This is a genomic window from Paraburkholderia metrosideri (assembly GCF_904848625.1).
In the GTDB taxonomy this organism is placed as follows: Bacteria; Pseudomonadota; Gammaproteobacteria; order Burkholderiales; family Burkholderiaceae; genus Paraburkholderia; species Paraburkholderia metrosideri.
Window position 1 is genome coordinate 232,748 of record NZ_CAJHCP010000012.1, and the last position, 22,221, is coordinate 254,968.

At 61.7% G+C, this 22,221-nt stretch carries 18 protein-coding genes; 9 read left to right on the forward strand and 9 right to left on the reverse strand.

Annotated elements, in window-relative coordinates; translation table 11 throughout:
- Positions 1 to 100 precede the first annotated feature (100 nt).
- On the forward strand, positions 101 to 1,501 hold the full coding sequence (locus LMG28727_RS25910; protein ID WP_201645148.1) for a GntP family permease: 1,401 nt from the start codon (positions 101 to 103) through the stop codon (positions 1,499 to 1,501).
- A 205-nt stretch (positions 1,502 to 1,706) separates the two neighbouring features.
- Here the strand turns inward: LMG28727_RS25910 and LMG28727_RS25915 are convergent, their stop codons facing one another.
- Entirely contained in the window at positions 1,707 to 2,768 is a 1,062-nt protein-coding gene (locus LMG28727_RS25915; RefSeq protein ID WP_201645149.1) for a LacI family DNA-binding transcriptional regulator, read from the reverse strand.
- A 105-nt stretch (positions 2,769 to 2,873) separates the two neighbouring features.
- On the opposite strand from LMG28727_RS25915, the gene LMG28727_RS25920 reads away from it, so the two are divergent.
- The gene (locus LMG28727_RS25920) at positions 2,874 to 4,067 is read left to right on the forward strand and encodes a phytanoyl-CoA dioxygenase family protein (protein ID WP_201645150.1); all 1,194 of its coding nucleotides are present in this window, start codon (positions 2,874 to 2,876) and stop codon (positions 4,065 to 4,067) included.
- Positions 4,068 to 4,126: 59 nt separating this feature from the next.
- Here the strand turns inward: LMG28727_RS25920 and gltS are convergent, their stop codons facing one another.
- Positions 4,127 to 5,329 (reverse strand): sodium/glutamate symporter, encoded by a 1,203-nt coding sequence (gene gltS, locus LMG28727_RS25925; RefSeq protein ID WP_201645151.1) that lies wholly within the window; start codon positions 5,327 to 5,329, stop codon positions 4,127 to 4,129.
- Positions 5,330 to 5,578: 249 nt separating this feature from the next.
- Here gltS and LMG28727_RS25930 point away from each other — a divergent pair, with 249 nt between their 5' ends.
- The 6 genes from LMG28727_RS25930 to LMG28727_RS25955 all read left to right on the forward strand — a co-directional run bounded on the left by LMG28727_RS25930 (position 5,579) and on the right by LMG28727_RS25955 (position 13,181).
- Positions 5,579 to 7,297, forward strand: coding sequence for a methyl-accepting chemotaxis protein (locus LMG28727_RS25930; RefSeq protein ID WP_201645152.1), 1,719 nt, complete (start codon positions 5,579 to 5,581; stop codon positions 7,295 to 7,297).
- Between the two features lie 592 nt (positions 7,298 to 7,889).
- Entirely contained in the window at positions 7,890 to 8,141 is a 252-nt protein-coding gene (locus LMG28727_RS25935) for a hypothetical protein (RefSeq protein WP_201645153.1), read from the forward strand.
- 403 nt (positions 8,142 to 8,544) lie between these two features.
- Positions 8,545 to 9,537: a DedA family protein/thiosulfate sulfurtransferase GlpE gene (locus tag LMG28727_RS25940; RefSeq protein ID WP_201645154.1), complete on the forward strand. Its 993-nt coding sequence runs from the start codon at positions 8,545 to 8,547 to the stop codon at positions 9,535 to 9,537.
- Between the two features lie 90 nt (positions 9,538 to 9,627).
- Positions 9,628 to 11,358, forward strand: a complete 1,731-nt coding sequence (locus LMG28727_RS25945) for an FAD-dependent oxidoreductase (RefSeq protein ID WP_201645155.1) — start codon at positions 9,628 to 9,630, stop codon at positions 11,356 to 11,358.
- Between the two features lie 183 nt (positions 11,359 to 11,541).
- Positions 11,542 to 11,814: a hypothetical protein gene (locus tag LMG28727_RS25950; RefSeq protein WP_201645156.1), complete on the forward strand. Its 273-nt coding sequence runs from the start codon at positions 11,542 to 11,544 to the stop codon at positions 11,812 to 11,814.
- 137 nt (positions 11,815 to 11,951) lie between these two features.
- The gene (locus tag LMG28727_RS25955) at positions 11,952 to 13,181 is read left to right on the forward strand and encodes a winged helix-turn-helix domain-containing protein (RefSeq protein ID WP_201645157.1); all 1,230 of its coding nucleotides are present in this window, start codon (positions 11,952 to 11,954) and stop codon (positions 13,179 to 13,181) included.
- Positions 13,182 to 13,229: 48 nt separating this feature from the next.
- Here LMG28727_RS25955 and LMG28727_RS25960 read toward each other — a convergent pair whose 3' ends face one another.
- The 7 genes from LMG28727_RS25960 to LMG28727_RS25990 all read right to left on the reverse strand — a co-directional run bounded on the left by LMG28727_RS25960 (position 13,230) and on the right by LMG28727_RS25990 (position 21,136).
- Positions 13,230 to 13,487, reverse strand: coding sequence for a hypothetical protein (locus tag LMG28727_RS25960; protein ID WP_201645158.1), 258 nt, complete (start codon positions 13,485 to 13,487; stop codon positions 13,230 to 13,232).
- 157 nt (positions 13,488 to 13,644) lie between these two features.
- The gene (locus tag LMG28727_RS25965; RefSeq protein WP_201645159.1) at positions 13,645 to 15,834 is read right to left on the reverse strand and encodes an NHL repeat-containing protein; all 2,190 of its coding nucleotides are present in this window, start codon (positions 15,832 to 15,834) and stop codon (positions 13,645 to 13,647) included.
- 316 nt (positions 15,835 to 16,150) lie between these two features.
- Entirely contained in the window at positions 16,151 to 17,365 is a 1,215-nt protein-coding gene (locus LMG28727_RS25970) for an osmoprotectant ABC transporter ATP-binding protein OsmV (protein ID WP_201645160.1), read from the reverse strand.
- Entirely contained in the window at positions 17,362 to 18,015 is a 654-nt protein-coding gene (locus tag LMG28727_RS25975) for an ABC transporter permease (protein WP_201645161.1), read from the reverse strand. Before LMG28727_RS25975 ends, LMG28727_RS25970 begins: the two co-directional genes overlap by 4 nt.
- A gap of 14 nt (positions 18,016 to 18,029) precedes the next feature.
- Positions 18,030 to 18,926, reverse strand: a complete 897-nt coding sequence (locus tag LMG28727_RS25980) for a glycine betaine ABC transporter substrate-binding protein (RefSeq protein WP_407945868.1) — start codon at positions 18,924 to 18,926, stop codon at positions 18,030 to 18,032.
- A complete protein-coding gene (locus LMG28727_RS25985; RefSeq protein ID WP_201645162.1) occupies positions 18,923 to 19,639 on the reverse strand; it encodes an ABC transporter permease in 717 nt (238 codons plus the stop codon). Before LMG28727_RS25985 ends, LMG28727_RS25980 begins: the two co-directional genes overlap by 4 nt.
- Before the next feature lie 594 nt (positions 19,640 to 20,233).
- Positions 20,234 to 21,136: a DMT family transporter gene (locus LMG28727_RS25990; protein ID WP_201645163.1), complete on the reverse strand. Its 903-nt coding sequence runs from the start codon at positions 21,134 to 21,136 to the stop codon at positions 20,234 to 20,236.
- Between the two features lie 185 nt (positions 21,137 to 21,321).
- On the opposite strand from LMG28727_RS25990, the gene LMG28727_RS25995 reads away from it, so the two are divergent.
- A complete protein-coding gene (locus LMG28727_RS25995; RefSeq protein WP_201645164.1) occupies positions 21,322 to 22,215 on the forward strand; it encodes an AraC family transcriptional regulator in 894 nt (297 codons plus the stop codon).
- The last annotated feature ends 6 nt before the right edge of the window (positions 22,216 to 22,221 follow it).

Sequence of the window (22,221 nt, forward strand, 5' to 3'; positions counted from 1 at the left end):
CCAAGCTTTTCTGTGTGGCACGAAACCGGCGTTTGCAGCCGCCGTGCCGTCGCATGATCAGGACGGCTTACACGTAGAACAACCAAGCTTTGGAGACTCAATGTCCTTTGTCATCGTCCTCGCCGCACTGGCGTTTCTGATGTTTGCCGCGTATCGCGGCTATAGCGTCATCCTGTTCGCGCCAATCGCGGCGCTCGCCGCCGTTCTGCTGACCGAACCGGCCGCCGTGGCGCCGGTATTCACCGGCATCTTCATGGACAAGATGGTCGGTTTCGTGAAGCTCTACTTCCCGGTGTTCCTGCTGGGTGCCGTGTTCGGTAAGGTCATCGAACTGTCGGGCTTCTCGGAGTCGATTGTCGCCGCCGCGATCCGTTATATCGGCCGCTCGCGCGCGAATGCGGTGATCGTCGCGGTGTGCGCGCTCCTCACCTATGGCGGCGTGTCGCTGTTCGTGGTCGTGTTCGCGGTCTACCCGTTCGCTGCCGAGCTGTATCGCCAGAGCAATATTCCAAAGCGGCTGATGCCCGGCGCGATTGCGCTCGGCGCGTTCTCGTTCACGATGGATTCTCTGCCCGGCACGCCACAGATCCAGAACATCATTCCGACCACGTTCTTCAAGACCACGTCATGGGCCGCGCCCGCGCTCGGTGTGATCGGTTCGCTGTTCATCATCGTGGTCGGTCTGACGTATCTGGAATGGCGCCGTCGTGCGGCAATGGCAACCGGCGAGGGCTACGGCACCGATCTGGTCAACGAGCCGGAACGCGTCGAGTCGAAGCAACTGCCGCATCCGCTGCTGGCGGTCGCGCCGCTGATCGTGGTTGGTGTCGCCAACTTCCTGCTGACGCGCTGGATCCCCACCTGGTACGGCGCGACCTACACCATCACGCCGGATATCCTGCCGGGCCTTCATGCGCCGGTTGAAACGACGGTCAAGAGCCTGGTCGCGATCTGGGCCGTGCAGGGTGCCCTGCTGCTGGGCATCGTCATGGTCGTGGTCACCGCGTTCGGCCGCGTGAGCACGCGTTTTGCCGTCGGCACCAAGGCTGCGGTGGCGGGCGCGCTGCTGGCCTCGTTGAATACCGCATCGGAATACGGCTTTGGCGGTGTGATCGCAGCGTTGCCGGGCTTTCTGGTAGTGAGCAATGCGTTGAAGAGCATTCCTAATCCGCTCGTGAATGCTGCTGTGTCGGTTAGCACGCTGGCGGGGATCACGGGCTCGGCGTCGGGCGGTATGAGCATTGCGCTCGCGGCGATGTCCGACGTGTTCATCAAGGGCGCACAAGCCGCGCAGATTCCGATGGAAGTGCTGCACCGGGTCGTCGCAATGGCGAGTGGCGGTATGGACACGCTGCCGCACAACGGCGCGGTGATTACGCTGCTGGCCGTGACTGGGCTGACGCATCGTCAGTCATATCGCGACATCTTCGCGGTGACGGTGATCAAAACGCTGGCGGTGTTCTTCGTAATCGCCGTTTATTACATGACAGGGCTGGTTTGAGGGTGGTGGCGGCCGGCACGCGCTGGCTTTGGTTTTTTACAACACCAGCGTGAAAAAATTTGTTGCCAAGCCATGTACACAAGCCTTCGCGCGCTGCGAAAAAACATCAGACGAGAAACCCGATTGTTTCGGGTCGCATCGCTCGCGTAGGATTTATTAGACGTCGGCTCCTCATGGGGCGGCGTGTGTGTTCGAGCCGCGGCGATCAGTCCGCGGCTTTTTTTTGCGTGCCGAAACGTTCGTCGACATAGCGCGGAATGTTCGCCGGTGTCACGACCACGACCGACGACGAAGCGCCAATAGCAGAGGCCGGCAGCAGCTTATGGACATGCATGATGTGATGACACGCGGTCCGCATATCCTGCCGCAGGTCGTGATGCAGGACCGCGCTGAGTTTCCCGGCACGCAGCAAATGGACATTGTCGCGATCGAGGTCGTGCCCGATAAAGCACGTCGGCTTTTGACCGATCGATTCGAGCGCGCGAAGGATCGCCACATTGCCGCCGCCCATCGAGTAAACCGCGACGATTTTCCGGTCTGAACCGACCACCCGCCGGACCCGCTCTTCGGTCTGAATATCCAGCCCGTGACCGCCGCTGGCGTCGATCAGATTCAACGCCGGATAGCGTCGTCGCATTTCGTCGCGGAAACTGATTTCCCGCTCCTCTTCGCCACGGAAACGCTCGTTGCTCATCGTCACGAGCACATCACCCTTCCTACCCATGAGCCATTGACCAATCAGGTAAGCGGCCGTCGCGCCCGCCATCCGGTTGTCGAGGCCTGCATAGGCCACGCGTGCCGACTGCGGAATGTCCGTGAAGATCGTCACGACCGGAATGCCTCGTTGCTGCAAGTCATGGACGGCCTCGGCGATTGCCGGCACATCACGCGCCTTCAGAAATACACCGTGGCTGCCTCGTCGGCCAATGGTGCGCAACGCAGCCGTGACCTCGACGGTGGTCATCGTGTCTTGCATCAGAAAGCGCGGCCGGAATACCGCGGGCTGAAGCCCGGGTAGCTCGGATTCCAGCGCTTCACGTATTTCGTCGGAGAACCGGTGTGGCGCTTCGACCACCACGTCGACAACCAGTTTGCGTCCGCTGGTGGCGAGCTGGAACTGCTGCTTCTCCAACTCCCGGATTGCATGCTGGACGCGCTGACGCGTGTGTTCGCGCACGTGCTCCCGCCCGTTCAGCACGCGGTCGACCGTGGCAAGCCCAAGGCCCGCCTGCAAGGCGATCTCCTTCATCAAAAACGGGTGGGCCACGGTGAGCGCCTCCATGATTGAGGTGTTTTTGAGGTATTCAGAGTACCGCAAGCGGCCGCTGGAAGACTATTGTTGATGCTATATAACCGATGATGTGGAGACACCATGAGCCGCACCGAAACGCACAGCGAAGCCCTGCCGCGCGATGGGTACCGGGAGCAGGACTGTTCTCTGCAGGAATTTGCCGCCGCGCTCAAAGCGCCGCCTGACGGCAGCAATCTGAAGTTCGCCACCGATGTGCGCGAACACGTCCCGCTGTACGACTGCCGCGAACTTCGCGGCGCCTTCGAGAGCGCATCGCGCCGCGCGGAGTTGCAAGCCGAGTGGGCCAATGTATTGAACGGTGGCGCGGGGGTGCTGGTGCTAAAGCATGTCTATGCCGACCCTGCACCCGTCGATGAAGCCACCCAGGTTTTCGAATCCATTATTCGCGAAGAGCGCGCAGCGGGTGCCGCGGCGGCGGATCACTTCGCGAAGGCGGGCGCCAACGACCGCATCTGGAACGCGCAGGAGAAGCTGTGCCTGCGCGCTCCGTCGGTATTCGCTCGCTACTATTCGAGCGCGGCGCTGGTTGCCATCGCCGAAGCATGGCTTGGGCCGCATTTTCAGGTGACCTCGCAGGTCAATGTCGTACGGCCCGGCGGACAGGCACAGCAGGCGCATCGTGACTATCACCTCGGCTTCCAGACCGTCGCGCAGGCCGAACGCTACCCACCCCATGTTCACACGATGTCGCCGTTTCTCACGCTTCAGGGCGCGGTTGCGCACAGCGACATGCCGGTGGAAAGCGGCCCTACCAAGCTGCTGCCGTTTTCGCAACGCTATGCGCAAGGCTATCTCGCGTGGCGTCGCCAGGATTTCCGCGATTACTTCGAGACGCACTCGGTGCAGTTGCCGCTCGAGAAGGGCGATGCGATCTTTTTCAGCCCCGCGCTGTTTCATGCGGCTGGCTCGAACACGACGGCTTCGGTGCAGCGGATGGCGAATCTTCTGCAGATTTCATCGGCGTACGGCCGCGCAATGGAATCGCTGAACCGCGCCAGGATGTGCGCGGTGTTATATCCGGTCTTACGCGAATCTCTGATGACATCGCGCATGACGCAGGCGGAAGCCGACGCGGTGATCGCTTCGTGCGCGGAGGGTTATCCATTTCCGACGAATCTCGACCGAGACCCGCCGCTTGGCGGCCTCGCTCCAGAGAGTCAGCAGGATTTGTTCTCGCGGGCGCTCCAGGAGTCGTGGACCGCCGACATGTTCAGCGCGGCCATTCATGATCAGGCCTCGCGAAGAGAAGCGTGAACGAGCGGCCATGACGAACGCGAACCGACAGGAACGGCGCGCTTCGTCCCCCTGCTTCGTCAACGAAAAAACGGCAGCAGGAGGAACAACTTGATGACGATCGCGTTGACGATATCCATAAAGAAAGCGCCGACCATCGGCACGATCAGAAAGGCCACATGCGAATGGCCGAAACGATGGGTCACTGCCTGCATGTTCGCGATGGCGGTGGGTGTCGCGCCCATCCCGAGCCCGCATTGCGCGGTGCTCAACACGACCGCATCGTAGTTGCGCCCCATTGTCGGGAAAGTGACGAACACGATATAGACGGCCGTGAGGACAGTCTGGCCCGCCAGGATCGTGATCACGGGAAGCGCCAGCCCGGCGAGTTCCCAAAGGTCCAGCCTCATCAGCGCCATCGCCAGAAAGAGCGCGAGACTGACGTTGCCCAGCAACGCGACTGCATGCTGCGGAATGTTCACGCGCGCGAACGGCAGCACATTGTTCAGGATCACTCCGACGAACAACACGCAAACGAAAGTCGGCATTTCAAAAGGCGTTCCGGCCAGCCAGTCGGCCACCACTTCGCCGACGGCCAGGCACACCGAAATCAGCGCAAGCGTGGTGATGAAAGCGGCAGGCGTGGTCGGCTGTTCGGCTTTGGGTTCTTCGAAGACGAGCGTCTGCTCTTCCTGCTCCTTCAGCCGCTGCTGTTCGTTAGCGCCGAGTTTGCGCATCAGCAAACGTGCAATGGGACCGCCCATCACGCCACCGACCACCAGACCGAACGTTGCGCAGCCGATTGCGATCTCCGTAGCCGACTGCAATCCATGATGCTCGGTAAAAACCTGGCTCCACGCCGCGCCCGTTCCGTGTCCGCCGGACATCGTGATCGAGCCGCCCAACAGGCCATAGAGCGGGTCGACGCCCAGCGCAAAGGCCATCAGCAGACCCAGCACGTTTTGCAGGATCAGCAACCCGCTCACCAGCGAAAGAAACTTGATCAGCACCGGGCCGCCCGCCTTCAGGCTGGAGATATTCGCGTTGAGACCGATCGTCGAAAAAAACGCGAACATGAGCGGCGTTTGCAGCGTCGCATCGAACCGCACCTGCACGTTCGAGACAACCCGTATCAACAGAACACCCACCGCAACGATCAAGCCGCCGACCACGGGCGCGGGAATCGAGTAAGTCCGTAAAACCGCAATCCATTCAACGAGTTTTTCGCCGAGGAGCAGCACGAGGGATGTGGCGACCAGCGTAGCGAATATTCCGACATTCATGAACCACTCCGAGTGGTGAGCGAATTTGTCGATCGCGATTAAATAAGGGTCGGTGACTGCCACCTCTCATCTTAGACAATCCTGGGTACCGGAGGCCGCATTTCAGCATCGGCTCGAGCAACCCTGCATTAACGGCAAAGCCTTGCCAAAACCTGAGCGTTTTACTGGGAAACCCTAAAGACTCCGGGGTCAATTGCCGTTATGCCTTGCACCATGCGCTTACGCGCATCTGCATCAGCAAGGAAAGCCATGCGTAACAACCAGCCTGTCACCGGGCACGAGTACGAATTCCCGTCGTCACACATGCTTGTCTCCGCGACCGACCTGACCGGCCGCATCCAATATTGCAATCCGGCTTTCATCGCCGTGTCGGGCTTCACTCGCGACGAACTGATCGGCCAGCCGCACAATCTGATCCGCCATCCGGATATGCCGCGCGACGCCTTCGCCGACATGTGGACCACGATCCGCGAAGGCCGTCCGTGGACCGCTCTGGTCAAGAATCGCCGCAAGAATGGCGATCATTACTGGGTTCACGCGAACGTCACACCGGTGGTGGAGAAAGGCGCAGTAGTCGGTTATCTGAGCGTGCGGATCAAACCGGAACGCGAAGCGGTGCGCGACGCTGAAACCTTGTACGCCCGCATGGGTGCCGGCGAAGCGCGCGGCGTGAAGCTGCGGCGCGGCGTGGTCGTGCGAACCGGTGTGGCCGGTCGCTTGCAGGCGTTGATGCGCCTGCCGGTTGCCACGCGCGCGGCTTCCGGTTATGCGCTGACACCGCTGGCGCTGCTGACAACCGGCCTCGTGGCGTGGGGCGGCACACCACCTGCGCCGTTCTGGGTCGCGCTCGGCGTCACCTCGGCGATCAGTTTCGTCTCGTGGCGCATGCTGGCGCGCCAGCTTGCCGCGCCGATCCGCGACATGTCGGGCTTTGCGACGCGTCTGGCCGCAGGCGACCTGACCGCTAATCTGCAAATCGCCCGCCACGACGATCTCGGCGATGTGCTGCAGGCGATGAATCAGTTGAAGGCGAATCTCGCGGCGATCGTGTACGACGTGCGCGCGCAGATTACCGGCATGCTCGACAATGCGCGGGAAATTTCCAGCGGCAACGTCGATCTCGCCCGCCGAACCGAGCTGCAGGCGGCCTCCCTGGAAGAAACCGCCGCCACCATGGAACAGTTGACCACCACCGTACAGGCCAACGCCGACGCCAGCGTGCGCGCGCTCGATCTGGCGCGCGATGCGAAGGCGGCGGCGGCGGTCGGCGGCAAGATCGCGGGTCAGGTCGAGCAGACCATGGCGGGTATCACGGCCGCCTCGCGACGTATTGCGGACATTACCGGCGTGATCGACGGTATCGCGTTCCAGACCAACATCCTCGCGTTGAACGCCGCCGTCGAAGCAGCCCGGGCGGGCGAGGCGGGCCGCTCGTTCGCGGTTGTGGCTGGCGAAGTGCGGATGCTTGCGCAACGATGCGCGGCGTCGTCGAAGGAAATCAAGTCGGTGGTCGAGGCGAGTGCGAGCGAAGTGGCGGCCGGCACGGAGCTGGTCGCCCGTACGACCGCCCAGATGCGCGCGATCGACGAGGCCGTGGAGCGCGTCTCGTCGATCATCGTCGAAGTGGCGAACGCGAGCAGCGAGCAGGCCGAAGGAATTCGCCAGGTCAACCAGGCCGTTTCGCATCTGGACGGCGCCACCCAGCAAAACGCGGCGCTCGTCGAACAGGCGGCGGCGACGGCCCAAAGTCTCGCGATGCAAGCCGATGTGCTCGATGAAGCGGTGCGCCTGTTCAGCGTCGCCGACGCGACCCCCGTGCGTCCCACTGCAAGCGTGAAGCGCCCGGCATCCGCAGCCGGTACGGTGAGCCGCACTGCCGCCGGGTTCTCACGATCCGTCCACGATCATGCCGGGCAACAACGTGTGCACGAGGTCCAGCACGAAGATGAAGAAGCCCGAATGATCTGATAGATCGACATGACTCCCACCTCGACGGCCCCTTATTGGCACGTGAGGATCGAAGCGTCAACGCCCCGCGGGCTGCGGGCCGGTTGCCCCGCGTCACAACGGCGTCGAGTGGCCCGCCCCTTCCGGACGGGCGATTTTTTTCGCGTTACCTTTGCAATTGACGAAGACTAGGGCAAGCCGCGGTCGCGTCAATTGTGCGCCGAAAGGTGAGGCAATACGGGAGTCGTCACATGCGCACAGGCCGCCACTGTCGAGCCAATGCAATCCGCATTGCATACCCACGTCCGCCGTGCTCGCGCGCGGCCTAACCAGGCTGTGCGTCAGCAACATGACAGCCCGGCGAGAAGAGTTGCACCGCCACGGGGCACGAAAAATGCAGCCGTCGTGACGGGGAGTCGCGTTAAACTGGTTGTCATGCCCGGATGTCACGCGCGGTATTGCCCGGCGCCCCTTGTCAGGTAATGCTCAGGGGCTTCCCGGCAAGCGGTCAGGCAAACGGGCGGACATGCATGGCATGTCATCAGGGCGCGACAGACGGCGCGGCGTCCTGCTCGTACAATGGTTCGATCAACAACGGTACAAGGACAAATCGATGCGCACTACCGGGTCCTCCGGGTCAATGGCCCTGCTCTCCGAATACGACGACGCAACGGCGCGCGAACTCCGCTCGCTGCGCCTCGAATCGACAGAAGACGGCAAAGGCATTCTTCTGATCGAGGTCGATGAGCGCAAGCCAGGCATACATCGCGAAGTGCGCTACGAAATCACGCCCGCCGAGCTGATTGCCGCCATCCGCGCCCATGGCGCCGAGTTGCCGGGCGAACAGCACAATCATCGTCAATGAAATAAGACACGCGGCATTCGCGCATGGGTGCGTGAATGCCGCGTGGTGTATCCGGTTGTGCCGGCTGCGGTTCGACGGTCAAGTTCGACGGTCAACACGGTGTTCGAGACGAAGGCACTGCAAAGGCTCACAAATCCGGACATATAGCGCGCCCAGAATGTCTACCCGGCGTGATTTCCGCGCTGTCGCGCCACGACAGTTTCAGATCTTTTTTGTTTGTTCCGCTCACGCCGCTAATCGGCAACGTGAGCAGTGAGCACCGCGCATTAGTGCTTTCAATACCCGAGAATATTGGACACTTATTCAGGCCGTTTGCACGTCCTGAAAATGCGTCCATAATCCTTGCATTCTCCTTCGCTTTATTTTCCTGCACTGCCCCCGCAAGGGCTACGGATGTAAGCCGATGCTACATGATCTCGTCGAACAATATGGACCGGCGCTGATTTTCGTCAACGTGCTGGCGGGTGCGCTCGGGCTGCCGGTACCGGCGATGCCGTCGCTCGTGCTGTTCGGCGCAATGGCCGCCATGCATCCGGGTTCCGTAGGCACGCAATTACTACCGGTTCTGGTTCTGTCGATCTTCGCTACGCTGATCGGCGACAGCGCCTGGTATCTTGCTGGCCGTATATATGGCGGCAATACGCTGAAAACCATTTGCCGTTTGTCGTTATCGCGTGACACCTGTGTAAAAAAGACCGAACGCTTTTTCGGCCGCTGGGGCGTGCGGGTATTGGCGGTGGCGAAATTCGTCCCGGGTTTGTCGATCGTATCGATTCCGATGGCCGGCGCGATGGGTACGAAATATCGCACCTTCCTCACCTACGACAGCATCGGCGCGGCGCTGTGGTCCGGCACGGGGTTGATCATCGGCGCGTTGTTTTCGCGGCAGATCGACATGATGTTCGCGATCGCCGGGCGGCTCGGCCGCACGGCGGCGCTGGTCGTCGTTGCGCTGTTGTTGCTGTACGCGGCGTATCGGTGGATCCGGCGTCGTCAATTGATTTCGAAACTGGCGTCCGCGCGCATCGAGGTCGACGAACTGGCAACGCTGGTCAAGGCGGGCCATACACCGGTGCTGTTCGACATCCGTTCGCAGGAAAAGCGCAAGCTCGATCCGTTCGTGATTCCCGGCTCTAAATTCGCCGACGAACGGCAACTCGACGAAATCGTCGCCACCTATCCGCATGACCAGAAACTGGTGATTTACTGTTCCTGCCCGAACGAGATTTCCGCGGCATGGATGGCCAAGCAACTGAACGAAGCCGGCTTCTCCGATGTGCTGCCGTTACGCGGCGGCATGGAAGCCTGGCGCGACTCGGGCAAGCCGGTTGAGGCGCTGCCCGATATGCCGCCACCGGAAGTCGCGGTCGAAGACGTCGCGCCGAAGGCCGTATAGCGCAAGCAGCGCATCCGTATCAGCGCGCTCGCGCGCCGCGCCGCTTCGCCTCCCGTTCAATCGATCAATGAACACCGAAGGAGCGGTTCAATGCTTTCGACTCAAGAAGTTCCAACCCAAGAAGCTGAAGGACAACCGCAGGGCCCGGTCGCAGACGCGCCGTTTTCGAATCTCTCGACCCGCATGCACCAGATGTTCCCGTCGCTCACGTGCGCGGAAATCGACCGTTTGCGGCGGTTCGGAGAAATCGGCGACTGGCACGCGGGCGAGTTGCTGTTCGAAACCGGCCACACCGGCCCCGGGATGTTCGTGCTGCTCGAAGGACGCGTGAAGGTTTATCAGCGCGACGGGATCGGCCGCGAGGTGGTGATCGGCGAACATGGCGCCGGGCATTTTCTGGCCGAGGTCGGTCAACTGTCGGGCCGGCCCGCGCTGGTCAACGGCCTCGCGCTCACCGGCGTGAAAGCACTGCTGATTCCACCAACCCAATTGCGCGCGCTTCTGGTCGCCGAGGCCGAACTCGGCGAGCGCATCATGCGCGCGCTGATTCTGCGCCGCGTATCGCTGATCGAAAAAGGCGCGGGCGGCCCGATTCTGATCGGCAATAGCGGCGACGCACGGCTCGTGATGCTGCAAGGTTTCCTGTCGCGCAACGGCCATCCCCATTCGGTGATCGACGAACGCGACGAAGACGCGCTGCGCCTGATCGAGCAATTCGCCGCGCAGCGCGAAGACATGCCGCTCGTGATCTGTCCGGACGGTTCGGTGCTGCGGCATCCGAGCATGCCGGAACTGGCCACGTGCCTGGGCCTGCTGCCCGATCTCGACGACTCGCATGTGTACGACGTGGCAATCGTCGGCGCGGGGCCGGCGGGACTGGCTACCGCCGTGTACGCGGCGTCCGAAGGTCTGTCGGTGATCGTGCTCGACAGCCGCGCGCCGGGCGGCCAGGCGGGCGCCAGCTCACGGATCGAGAACTATCTGGGATTCCCGACCGGCATCTCCGGCCAGGCGCTGGCGGGCCGCGCATTCGTGCAGGCGCAGAAGTTCGGCGCGCACGTCGCAATTCCGGTCCACGTGAAGGCACTGCATTGCGCGGACTTTCCGCATCGGCTGGAGCTGAAGTGCGGTGGGCATATCAGCGCGCGTGCAATCGTGATTGCCAGCGGTGCGGTGTATCGGCGGCCTGCGCTTGAAGGTCTGGACCGTTTCGACGGACGCGGCGTCTATTACTGGGCTTCGCCGGTCGAAGCCAAGCTGTGCAAGCGTCAGGAGGTCGTGCTGGTGGGCGGCGGCAATTCGGCTGGCCAGGCGATCGTCTATCTCGCGACGCATGCGGCCAAGGTGCATGTGCTGATTCGACGGAGCGGCTTTGAGGCGACCATGTCGCGCTATCTGATCGACCGGATTCGTTCGCTGCCGAATGTCTTCGTGCATCCGAATTCGGAAATCGGCCGACTCGAAGCGGACGAAAGCGGCCTTGCCGCCGTCGGCCTGAAAAAGCCGCTGCCCGATGGCATCGATCACTTCGACACACGGCATCTGTTCCTCTTCACCGGCGCGGACCCGAATACCGACTGGCTGCGCACCTGCGGCGTCCAGCTCGACGGCAAGGGCTTCGTGCTGACCGGCACGAGTGTGGACAACGCGTCCGTGTGCGATCTCGCGACCACGGTCGAGGGCGTGTACGCCATCGGCGACGCACGCGCGGGATCGACGAAACGCGTGGCGGCGGCAGTCGGAGAAGGTGCAGCGGTGGTCGCGCAGATTCATCAATTGCTGGCGGTGTCGGCGGGAGAAGCCGTCGCGCTGGGCGCCTGAGCAAGCCACCGCAGGATCTCGCCGCGTCGATGCGCGTCGACGCGCTCCGGGGCCCGGTGGCTAACCTGCTGTTACACACGCATTCAACTCGTTGCACCTGCATGGCTTTCTGTTTCGTAAGATCGACGTCAGCCGTTCGACAGTGAACGGCCCGCTCTTTCGACTTCGAAACAGGAGACAAGCATGATCAAACGCGGGATCGCCACGCTCAGATTCGCCGCCTTCGGGTTGGCCGCCGCCTGCGTATCGACTGCCGCCCTCGCGCGGGTGAACGTGGGCGTGTTCGTCGGCACGCCAGCGCCGGTCTATGCCGCGCCGCCCGTCGTTTATGCACCGCCGCCCCCAGTCGTGTATGCGCCTCAGCCTGCCTATGGCTACGGCTACTATCGCCATGGCTGGCATCACGACCATTGGCGGCATCGTGGATGGGAACGGCATCATGGGCGTGGGTGGTGACAGGATCGGAACCGGCTGCCTACGGCCAGGGGCTGCAGACAAATCATCGGCCGTATTCACGCTAAAGTAGCGACTGCTGATCCAGGCGGGGCCCGAGTACCCGCTCCCATCGCCGTCACTCACAGACCGACACTTGCGTGAAGACTCTGCCGCTCCCCGCAGCCCGCACCCTGCATCTGGCCGCGCAAGGTTTGCTGACGCCGCCGCGCCGCAAGGCCGTCAAAGCCGATGTGCTCGACACAATCGCTCGCATGACGCAGTTGCAGATCGACACGATTCACGTCGTCGCACGCAGTCCCTATCTCGTGCTGTTCAGCCGGCTTGGCGCCTATCCACAGCAATGGCTCGACGAACATCTCGCCGAGGGCAAGCTGTTCGAGTACTGGTCGCATGAGGCGTGTTTCGTGCCGACTGAAGACTACGGGCTGCTGCGTCACCGGATGCTCGACCCCAGCGGCATGGGCTGGAAATACGCTGCCGAGTGGCATAAAAAACATCGCAAGGCGATTGACGCGCTGCTCGCGCACATTCGCGCAACAGGTCCGGTGCGATCGGCGGATTTCGTCCGCGAGGCGGGCAAAGGCAATGGCTGGTGGGACTGGAAACCGGAAAAGCGCCATCTTGAAGTGCTCTTCGCCATCGGCCAACTAATGGTCGCCGAGCGGCGCAATTTTCATCGCGTGTACGACCTGACCGAACGCGTCATGCCCAACTGGGACGATGCGCGCGACCTGCAACCCGCCGACGCCGTTACCGCAGAAGTGCTGCGGCGCACCTGTCGTGCGCTTGGTGTCGCACGCGCCGATTGGGTCGCCGATTACTACCGGCTGCCGCGCCGCCCGTATCGCGATGAACTGCATACGCTTGCCGATCAGGGCGAACTGATTCAGGTGCAAGTGGAAGGCTGGAAGCAGGACACGTTCGTCCATCGCGACATCGCGCCGATGCTCGACGACGCGGCAAGCGGCAAGCTCGCGTCGACGGTGACGACGGTGTTGTCGCCATTCGACCCGGTGGTGTGGGATCGCAAGCGCGCAGCCGCGCTATTCGATTTCGACTATGCAATCGAATGCTATACGCCTGCGGCAAAGCGCAAATATGGTTACTTCGTATTGCCGCTACTGAGCCGCGGCAAGCTGGTGGGTCGTGTGGATGCGAAAGCGCATCGCACGCAACAGGTATTCGAAGTGAAGTCGCTGCACATGGAGACCGGGGTACGCCTGAGCGCCCGTCTTGCCGGCGATCTGCGGCGCGCGCTGCAACGTTGCGCGGATTGGCACGGCACGCCGCAACTGCAGATTACGTCGGCACCGGCGGATTGGCTCGAAGCGCTCACGCTAAGCGCCGATAACGACGCGCCAGCGTGAACCCAGATTCAATGCAGCGCCGACCACACGGCAGCGCTGCATTCTGCTTCAGTGATCCAGCTTCGCACGCAATTCGCGAGCGGCTTCGAGCAGCCCTTCGTAACCCGAACGCGCATGTTCAGGCAGATCAGGATCGCCGACAAACGCGCCAAGCGTTTCGATCAGGCTATACAGAATCCCCTTCGCAGCGCCCGACGCAATGCCGCCAGAAGAGACCTGCTGATCGACGTGACTCAGCGCTGCATCGAGTTGTTCCAGTTCGGGCCGGTCGCCCGAAGGCGGCTGAGGCGAAACGTCTTGCGTCATGATCGAACATCGCTCCTGTTAGTCAACGGTTGGGCATCGGTGCAACATCGGTTGAGCAACGGCAGACACGCCATGCTTTCACTTTGTTTATATACCGATCGTGCGCCGCCGTCCATTCGCGATCATGACGCGCGTGAACCCGCAACGTGCTGACGACCTACCTCGACGGTGTCCATCGATACATCAGGATTTTTGCGCGCGCGTCGTCTTCCAGCAGAATCACGTACTCGCCCGTCTCGCGCTCCACCGCGCTGATGCCGAGATACACGTCCACCCAGCCGCTCGTATTGCCGACGCTCGCCCCCGGTGTCATGTAGCCGACTGGTTGGCCGGAACGCGCGTCGTACACGTCGACCTTATTGGTGTACAACTCCGCGACGAAGATGTAGTTGCCCGCCACCGCAACGCCCACTGTGGTGGTCTGCGGATCAGTCTGCGTATTCCATGGCAGTGCGATCGAGTACACCATGGTCGGCGTGCCCGTACTCCAGTTTGCATAGCGTGCGAGCACGGGACCGGCCTCCTTCCAGTGCGTTGCATCCCATGGAATCGCCGCGGTGAAACCGGAGATGTACATGCTGTCGTTCGACGAATCGTAGACAATCCGCGCAATCCGCGTGAACGGTGGCGGCATCGCGAACATCTTCGAACTGGCGTACGAATAAATTGGGTTGCCGATCGAATCGATCCCTTGCAACGGCATTTCGCGGATCCCGCTCAACGGTGTAGCGAGCCACACATTGCCTGGCGTATCGACCCACCAGAAGCCATTGCCGACCGTGCTGCCAGTGGAGGGATTGCTGGTGATCTCGGCCGGATCGACGGAGCCGTTGCCATTGCTGTCGCGCCACATCCATTCGCCGTAGGCGGGCTGCCCGACCGGCGACGTCCCCGGCAATGGATTCTGCGCGAACATGCCGGACGGTATTGCGATCTCGCCGTGTGCGGTATCGAAGCGATAAACGTTCAGGTAATGCGCGCCCGAATCAAGCGTATAAAGAAACGGCTGACCGTTGATTCTGCGCATCATCGGCTCACCGCGCACGCCGCGCGGCGAGTAAAACGCGGGGTCGCCGGGATAGTCGAAACGATCGAGCGTAAAAGCCGCGTACGACCACTCCTTGCCGAGCGGCTGCGTGTAATCGAGCGTGAAGCGCTTCGAGCCGGTATAGACCGAATTGGGCGTGGCGGGATCGAAAGCGGCGCTATCGACAAACGTCAGCCCGTACAGACGCCAGTTGAAAGCATGCGAGCTATACACGTAGCTTTCGAGCACCGCGCCCTGCCCGACCGTTGCCGAACCCAGCGGCCTCGGCCCTTCGCCGTTTTCCGCGACATACAGATTGCCCGCCGGATCGACGCCGACACCGGTCATGCCGTTGAAGCGCACATTGCCAGGCTCGCCTCTCACCGCATGGAAAAGGCCATTGCGCGTGCCGATGGACGGAGCGGCTTGCGGCTGACCGTTGGCGTCTTTAGTGAAAACGAGGATCTGCTGCAACGGCCCGTTATCGGCGACAAGAATCTGGCCTGACGGCGTGACCGAGATATCGGTTGGAATGGTTCCAGCGGGCAACGGCAAGCTGCCAGAGAGAAGGTTTCCATTCGCCGCGTAGTGCAGAATACTTAGGTTTCCGGATGAGAATCCGCTCATCACCCAAAGAGTCGAATCGGTGTCGATCGCCATGCGTCCGGGCGACGTCACCGTCCACGAGCGCAAACGTTCCATCGAATTGGCGTCGTAGACGACGATCTGATTGCCGTACGTGTCGGCGACGTACAACTCGGTGTCGGTCGCAGCCATGCCGCGAATGCCGGCGTCGGTGCCAGTTGCCACCGTTTCGACCGGCAGGAAGCTGTTCTTCGTCGCGTTCGCGCTATTGGCAATGCCGCCGCTGAAAGGCGCGCCCGTTGCCAATCTTGAGAGCGTGCGACGGGTGATGCCGTACCACGTCAGATTCGCCGCCGGATAATCCGCGCCGACCAGCGCATTGCTTTCGTTACCGATCGACATCGCCGCATACAGGTACGTATGGTTGACGGCGACCGCATCGCCACCCGCCGCGCCCCAGCCATGCGTCGAACCGGCTACCGCGATTTTGTCGCCCGCGCGATAGGCGGCAATTTCGCTGCCGCTCTCGTCCCATGGCGAATTCGTATAGACCGTGCCGTCGGCGCCAATGCTAATGGCCTGGATATCCTGCTGCATCCATTTACCATCGCCAAATCCAAAGCTATTACCAATCCAAGAAGTGGTGTAAGTAAGTTGCGATTGCGCGGACGCATTCAACGGGATAATGCTGTGTAATAAAACCACGGCCGCGCTCAGGCGGGAGATGAATTTCACGACGGTATTTCCTTGCGATTGCAAAGCACGCACGCCTTGTTAGCTTAAGGCTTACGGTGCGTCGCATGTAGCCGGATCGGCCGGCCATCACGACTACGTGAATGTAGACGCTTTATACTCGCATGGAAAAATATTAAATTTATTCACAAATAAATGTGCATTTAAACTCGCTCATTTAATTAATTCTAGTTGCATAGAATTATATTCAAAATGGGATTTTTATATGATTTTCGAGTGTGTGCTGCAAGCACCTGGATTGACGGCCTTCGCTCTGCTGCCGAGCGAAGGCCAATTTGCTGACTGCTTGTTCAGGACATTACGAATGCGCGGGGTGCTCCTGCGCCGCCGCCTGCGCGGCAGCCGATGCTTCTGCCGCGGCGACCGCAGGCGACACGATTGCCGGCTGTCCCGTCTGACGACGCGAACGGCCCGAGCTCAGATAATCTGCAATCGAGTCCTGCGTGACCTCGCCGATATAACGGCTATCGGCATCCAGCACCGGCATCCATGACGAGTTGAACTGGTACATCTTCGACAGCACGATCCGTAGATGCTCGTCGGCGCTCACCGTTGCCTTGAACGGCGTGAGATGGTCGCCGCACACGCCCTGACCCGCGCGCGCCGCGCGACGCGTCACGTAGCCGAGCGCCTGCCGGTTGTCGTCGACGATGGTCAGATAGCGGTTGTCGCTGTCGTCCATCATCTGGAAAGCCTTCGCCACCGGCATATCGGCGCGTGCGGTCTCAGGTTGCGTGGCGGCGTCGCCGGCCTTCACCAGCAACAGGCGCTTCAACGTGCTGTCCTGACCGACGAACGCGCCGACGAACTCATCGTGCGGATGCGCCAGCAGCGTGTCCGGATGATCGTATTGCACGAGTTGTCCACGGCGAAACACCGCAACACGGTCGCCGAGTTTGATCGCTTCGTCGATATCGTGGCTCACCATGATCACCGTCTTGTTCAACTGACGCTGCATCTGGAAGAACTCGTTCTGGATCGACTCGCGATTGATCGGATCGACCGCGCCGAACGGCTCGTCCATCAGCAATACCGGCGGGTCGGCGGCCAATGCGCGAATCACGCCGATACGCTGCTGCTGCCCGCCCGACAGTTCACGCGGATAACGCTTCAGATACTGCTTCGGATCGAGCGCGACCATCGACATCAATTCGGTGGCCCGTTCACGGCAGCGCTTCTTGTCCCAACCGAGCAGACGCGGCACCACCGTGATGTTCTCTTCGATCGTCATGTTCGGGAACAGCCCGATCTGCTGAATCACATACCCGATGCGGCGGCGCAGCTCGATTTCGTTCAGCCCCGAAGTATCTTCGCCGCCGATCAGCACACGACCCGAAGTCGCCTCGATCAGGCGGTTGATCATCTTCAGCGTGGTGGTCTTGCCGCAGCCCGACGGGCCGAGAAATACGCAGATTTCGCCTTCGCCCACTGTCAGGCTCACCGAGTCGACCGCCTTTACCTGCTGGCCGTCTTTCTGCGTAAACGTCTTGGTCAGTTTGTCGAGTTCGATCATGTCTTCTGTACTCCCTTCGGTGTCAGCAGGCGTTGCAGTGCCTGCAGCAGCAGGTCGGCGACGATCGCGAGCAGGCTCACGAGCACGGCGCCCACCAGTAGTTTCATCATGTTGCTCTGGCCGATTGCGCGGATGATCAACGTGCCGAGTCCACCCGCACCGATCACGGCAGCAATCGTCATCACGCCGATGTTCATCACGACCGCCGTGCGCACGCCGCCCAGAATCACCGGTACGGCGAGCGGCAAGTCGACGAGGCGCAGCCGTTGCCAAACCGTCATGCCGATGCCGATGCCCGCTTCCTTGATGCCGGCGTCGACATTGCGCAACGCGAGGTAGGTGTTACGCATGATCGGCAGCAGCGAGTAGAGGAACACGGCGGTGATCGCCGGCACCGCGCCGATGCCCTGGCCGAAGCGCGAGAACACCGGAATCATCAGTCCGAACAGCGCGATGGACGGCAAGGTCAGCACCACGGTTGCGACGCTCAGCAACGGCGAGGCGAGCCATTCGTGCCGACTGATCAGGATCCCCAACGGAACGCCGACGATGATCGCGCAGCCCACCGCGATTCCCACCAGCCACACGTGTTGCGCGGTGAGTTGCAGCAGTTCAGGCCAGTTGGCCGACAGATAGTCGAATACATTCATAGATAGGTCTCCGCTCAGGGCAGCTTGTGCGTGCGCAAAAATTCCGCCGCGACTTCATGCACCGCCTTACCGTCGATGTCGACCTGCTTGTTCATCTCCAGCATGATGTCGTTGTTCAGCGCGGCCGATAGCGCATTCAACTGCGACGCGAGTTGCGGGTTCTGGTCGAGCGTCGCCTTACGTACCACCGGCGTCGCGTTGTACGCGGGGAAGTAGTGACGGTCGTCTTCGAGCGGCATGATGTTGAAGCCCTTCACGCGGCCGTCCGTCGTATAGATCAGGCCGATCGGCACCTGGTTGTTATGCAGTGCGGTGTACACGAGGCCCGGGTCCATCTGACGCGTTTCCGCGCGGCTGAACTGCATCCCGTACGCGGCTTCGAGCGGCTTCAAACCATCCGGACGATTCGCAAACTCCGCATCCATCGCGAACACGTGCTTCTTGTGCGGCTCCGCGGCGAGCTTCGCAGCGAGTTGCGAAATCGTGCGAATGCCGGTTTTTTGCGCTTCTTCCTGCGGCAAACCAAGCGCGTACGTGTTGTTCAACGGCGACGCATCGAGCCAGACGAGACCGCGTTTTGCATCGAGCGCCTTCACGCGTTCGTACATCGTCTTCGGATCTAGCTTCTCGGTGATCTTGTTGTAGACGATCGCAGCGGTGCCGGTGTATTCCCACACCAAATCAACCTGGCCGTTTTCCTGCGCACTGCGCAGCAAGGTGCTGCCGAGGCCGGTGCGTGGATCGACCGTGTAGCCCTTCGAACGCAGGTACTGCGCGGTGATCTCGGTAAGAACGTACTGCTCAGTGAAATTTTTGCCGCCCAGTACGAGTGTCGTGGCGCTCGCCTGAAGGCTTGTGAGCAACAAGGCGCCAGCGGCGATCCAGCGGGAGCGTTTGAACAGATTCATCATGCCGTCACCCCGCGTCGTGCGAGCAGGTAGCGGCTGCCAGTCGAAACGATACCGTCGAGCACCAGCGCGAGAATCGCGGTCGCCGCCGCGCCCAGCAGCAGTTGCTGCTGATTGTTCAGATAAATACCGGGGAAAATCAGCGTGCCGAGACTGTCTGCGCCGATTAGATACGCGAGCGGCGCACTGCCCACGTTGATCGCAAGCGCCGTCCGCACGCCGCCGATGATGATCGGCATTGCGTTCGGCAACTCGACGCGCATCAGCGATTGCCAGCCGGTCATACCGAGCCCGCGTGCCGCTTCGCGCAGCGCCGGTGATACGTTTTTCATGCCCTCGTACGCGTTACGCGTGATGGGCAGCAATGACGCAAGGAACAGCGCGACCAGCGCGGGAATATCGCCGATGCCGAAGATCCCTAGTGCAATCGCGAGAACGGCGAGCGACGGAATCGTATTGCCGATGTTGAAGATCTGCATGAAGCGTTCGGCGTGGCGGGCGAACGACGGGCGGCTCAGCAGAATGCCGGCAGGAATGCCGACAAGCAGTGCAGCCGCCATCGAATAGCCAACTAGCAACAAATGCCGTTTCGTGTAGTAGACGAGATCGGGCGCGTATTGATGCAAGGCGCTGGGGTCGATCGCACGACACAGCAATGCGATGACGATGCCGATGGCTACAAGACTGCCGATCAGTCTGGCAGGACGTTGAATCATGAAGAGGCGCCTCCGGGTTCGAGCGACGCGCGAAAATAGCCGCGCCGCACAGGCGTCGTAACGACGCTGCGAATGGGAAGTTCGAGACGCGGCAGGTGCCGCGAGGTGAACCGAGTGGTGCCGGGGTCTGTTTTCTGCCCGGCGCGAGGGTAGGCGGCGATGTGCTGCTGTTGCCCTCGGTGGCTTACCAGTTAGCAAAACTGGTGCCAGATCCATCGATGATGTGGACGGCGGCGCTGTGGCGCGCGTCCGGCGGGCTTTGGGAGCCCTTGGGAAGCCGGTCTTTCTCCGGCGTCGGGTCAAACGTAAACTGGCGGCAGTTTGCTCCAGTTTGCATCGAACCCCTTCTAACTTGGCTTATTTAGCTGCGATTTCGCGGTTAGCAAGAGGAGCAGTATAAGACCATGAGGTAATTTCGTCTACCCACGTCGTCGATCCGCAGGCCAATCCGGGTGGGCGGGCAAAAGTGCCCGCCTCCCGAAAAAGCTCACCGGTAAAGTTTTCAGACGCTTATGAGGCTCCCGAAAAGGCTCACCTTGGGGGCCTTTCCGTAGCTTCGGGGAGCCGTAGAGATTGCGTGGAGTTGCAACGCCGTCAGGAACGCGCGGGCGAACGTCGCACGAAGATACGTCGCGTCAGATCGAACGCGACCAGGTTGCCCGCCACCACCAGCAGCAAGCCCACCACCGCCAGCGCGGACCACTGATATCCCTCGAATACCGTCGATGCCGCCAGCGCCACAATCGGAAACAGTACCGTGCAGTAAGCAGCCCGCTCAGGTCCCATGCGTCCGACGAGCATCAGGTACGCGGTAAAGCCGATTACCGAGCCGAAGATCGCGAGATAGGCGAGCGCCCCGAGGTAACGCACGGACGGCTCCACGGCGAACGACAAACCGCCCAACGCACTGCCCACCGTCAGGATGCTCGCGCCGATCATCATCGCCCAGCTATTGGTGGCGAACGGATGCAAGCCCATCGATTGCATCCGGCTCGACAGCAGACTACCGGCCGAGAAACACAAGGTGCCGAGAAACGCGACGCCAAGGCCGATCAATTCGGTGCGGTCGCCGAGATGTCCCGCCATCTGCTGAACGAACAGACACACGATGCCGACCAGACCGAGCAACGCGCCAGCAATGGCGGTCGGCTGCAATGGGCGGCCCATGAAAATCCGCCCGTTGATCGAATTCAACAGCGGCGCGATTGAAAACACCACCGCGACCAGGCCACTCGGCACGGTCTGTTCGGCGTAGTAGAAGCATAGAAAGTTGAGGCAGAACAGCGCGAAGCCTTGCGCGACGAGATACCGCCATGCGGCGCGCGGCGGCCAGATCGGACGGCGCATGATGCGCAGCAGCGCGAACAGCACCAGCGCGGCGATCCAGAAGCGCCACGCAATCGACACCGGCGGCGGCACTGAGCCAAGTTGCCATTTGATCGCGAGCCACGTGGTGCCCCAGATCAAAACGGTGACGGCATAAAGCGCGAGATTCATGACAAGCCTGCAGGGGGATTCGGAAGTTCGACTATGCTGCAACGCTGCCCGAAGAACTTGTCCAGGATTGCGCACTTTTTCGCGCTGGCAAGCGGCCGCGTCAGGCTCACCGTATACTTGCGCTAACTCCGCTGCTCAACCTATTTCGCCCGCTTTCCGTGAACGTCAATCCGCCCGTCCCCGTGATGATGAATTCCACTGACACGCCGTTCGGCCTTCAGTCGGTCTGTCACACGCTGGGCAGCGCTGACGCGCATCTGGACCGCTTCGCGTGGCTCGGCGACCGGCTCGCCATCGCGCTCTGGACGCGCGATACCGAAGAAGCCGAAACCGTCTACGAGCGCCCCGGCCATCACACGCTGTCGTGCTATCTGGACGGCGGCTACCGCACGGAACGCCAGAAAATGCCGGGCCACTACGGCGCGCCGTCGCGGCTTTGCGCGCTGCCGGGCGAGCATGAATCGCGCTGGTGGGTACGCGGGCACATGCATTTCATGCATCTGTACTTTCTTCCCGAACACTTCACGCAGCGCGCGGTTCAGGAACTCGATCAGGAACCGCGCGAACTGACGCTCGCCGATCGTACGTATTTCGAGGACGCGCGCATCGCGGGCCTGTGCCAGACACTGGTCAACGAGGACTGGTACACGCCAGACGGCCTCCTGCGCACCAATGAGACCGCGCACGAAGTGCTGAGTCTGCTGCTGCGCGCACAGGGCGTGCGTCGCACGGATGTGTCGTTCAAAGGCGGTTTGTCGGTGGCGACCCGGCGGCGTCTGCGGGACTACATCGAGAGTCATCTGTCGCAGACGCTTACGCTCGGCGAGCTTGCCGGCGTTGCGTCGTTGTCGGAATTTCACCTTGCGCGGATGTTCCGCGCGTCGTTCGGATTACCACCCGCTGCATGGATTGCGCAGCAGCGGCTCGAACGCGCCCGCACGTTGCTGCGCACCACCACGATGCCGCTCGCGCAGGTGGCCGAGCAGTGCGGCTATTCGAACGCCAGCCATTTCAGCCATCGCTTTCGCGACGGCGTGGGCGTCGCGCCTACTGCTTATCGGCAGGTTCTTGGCGTTTAAGCGAGG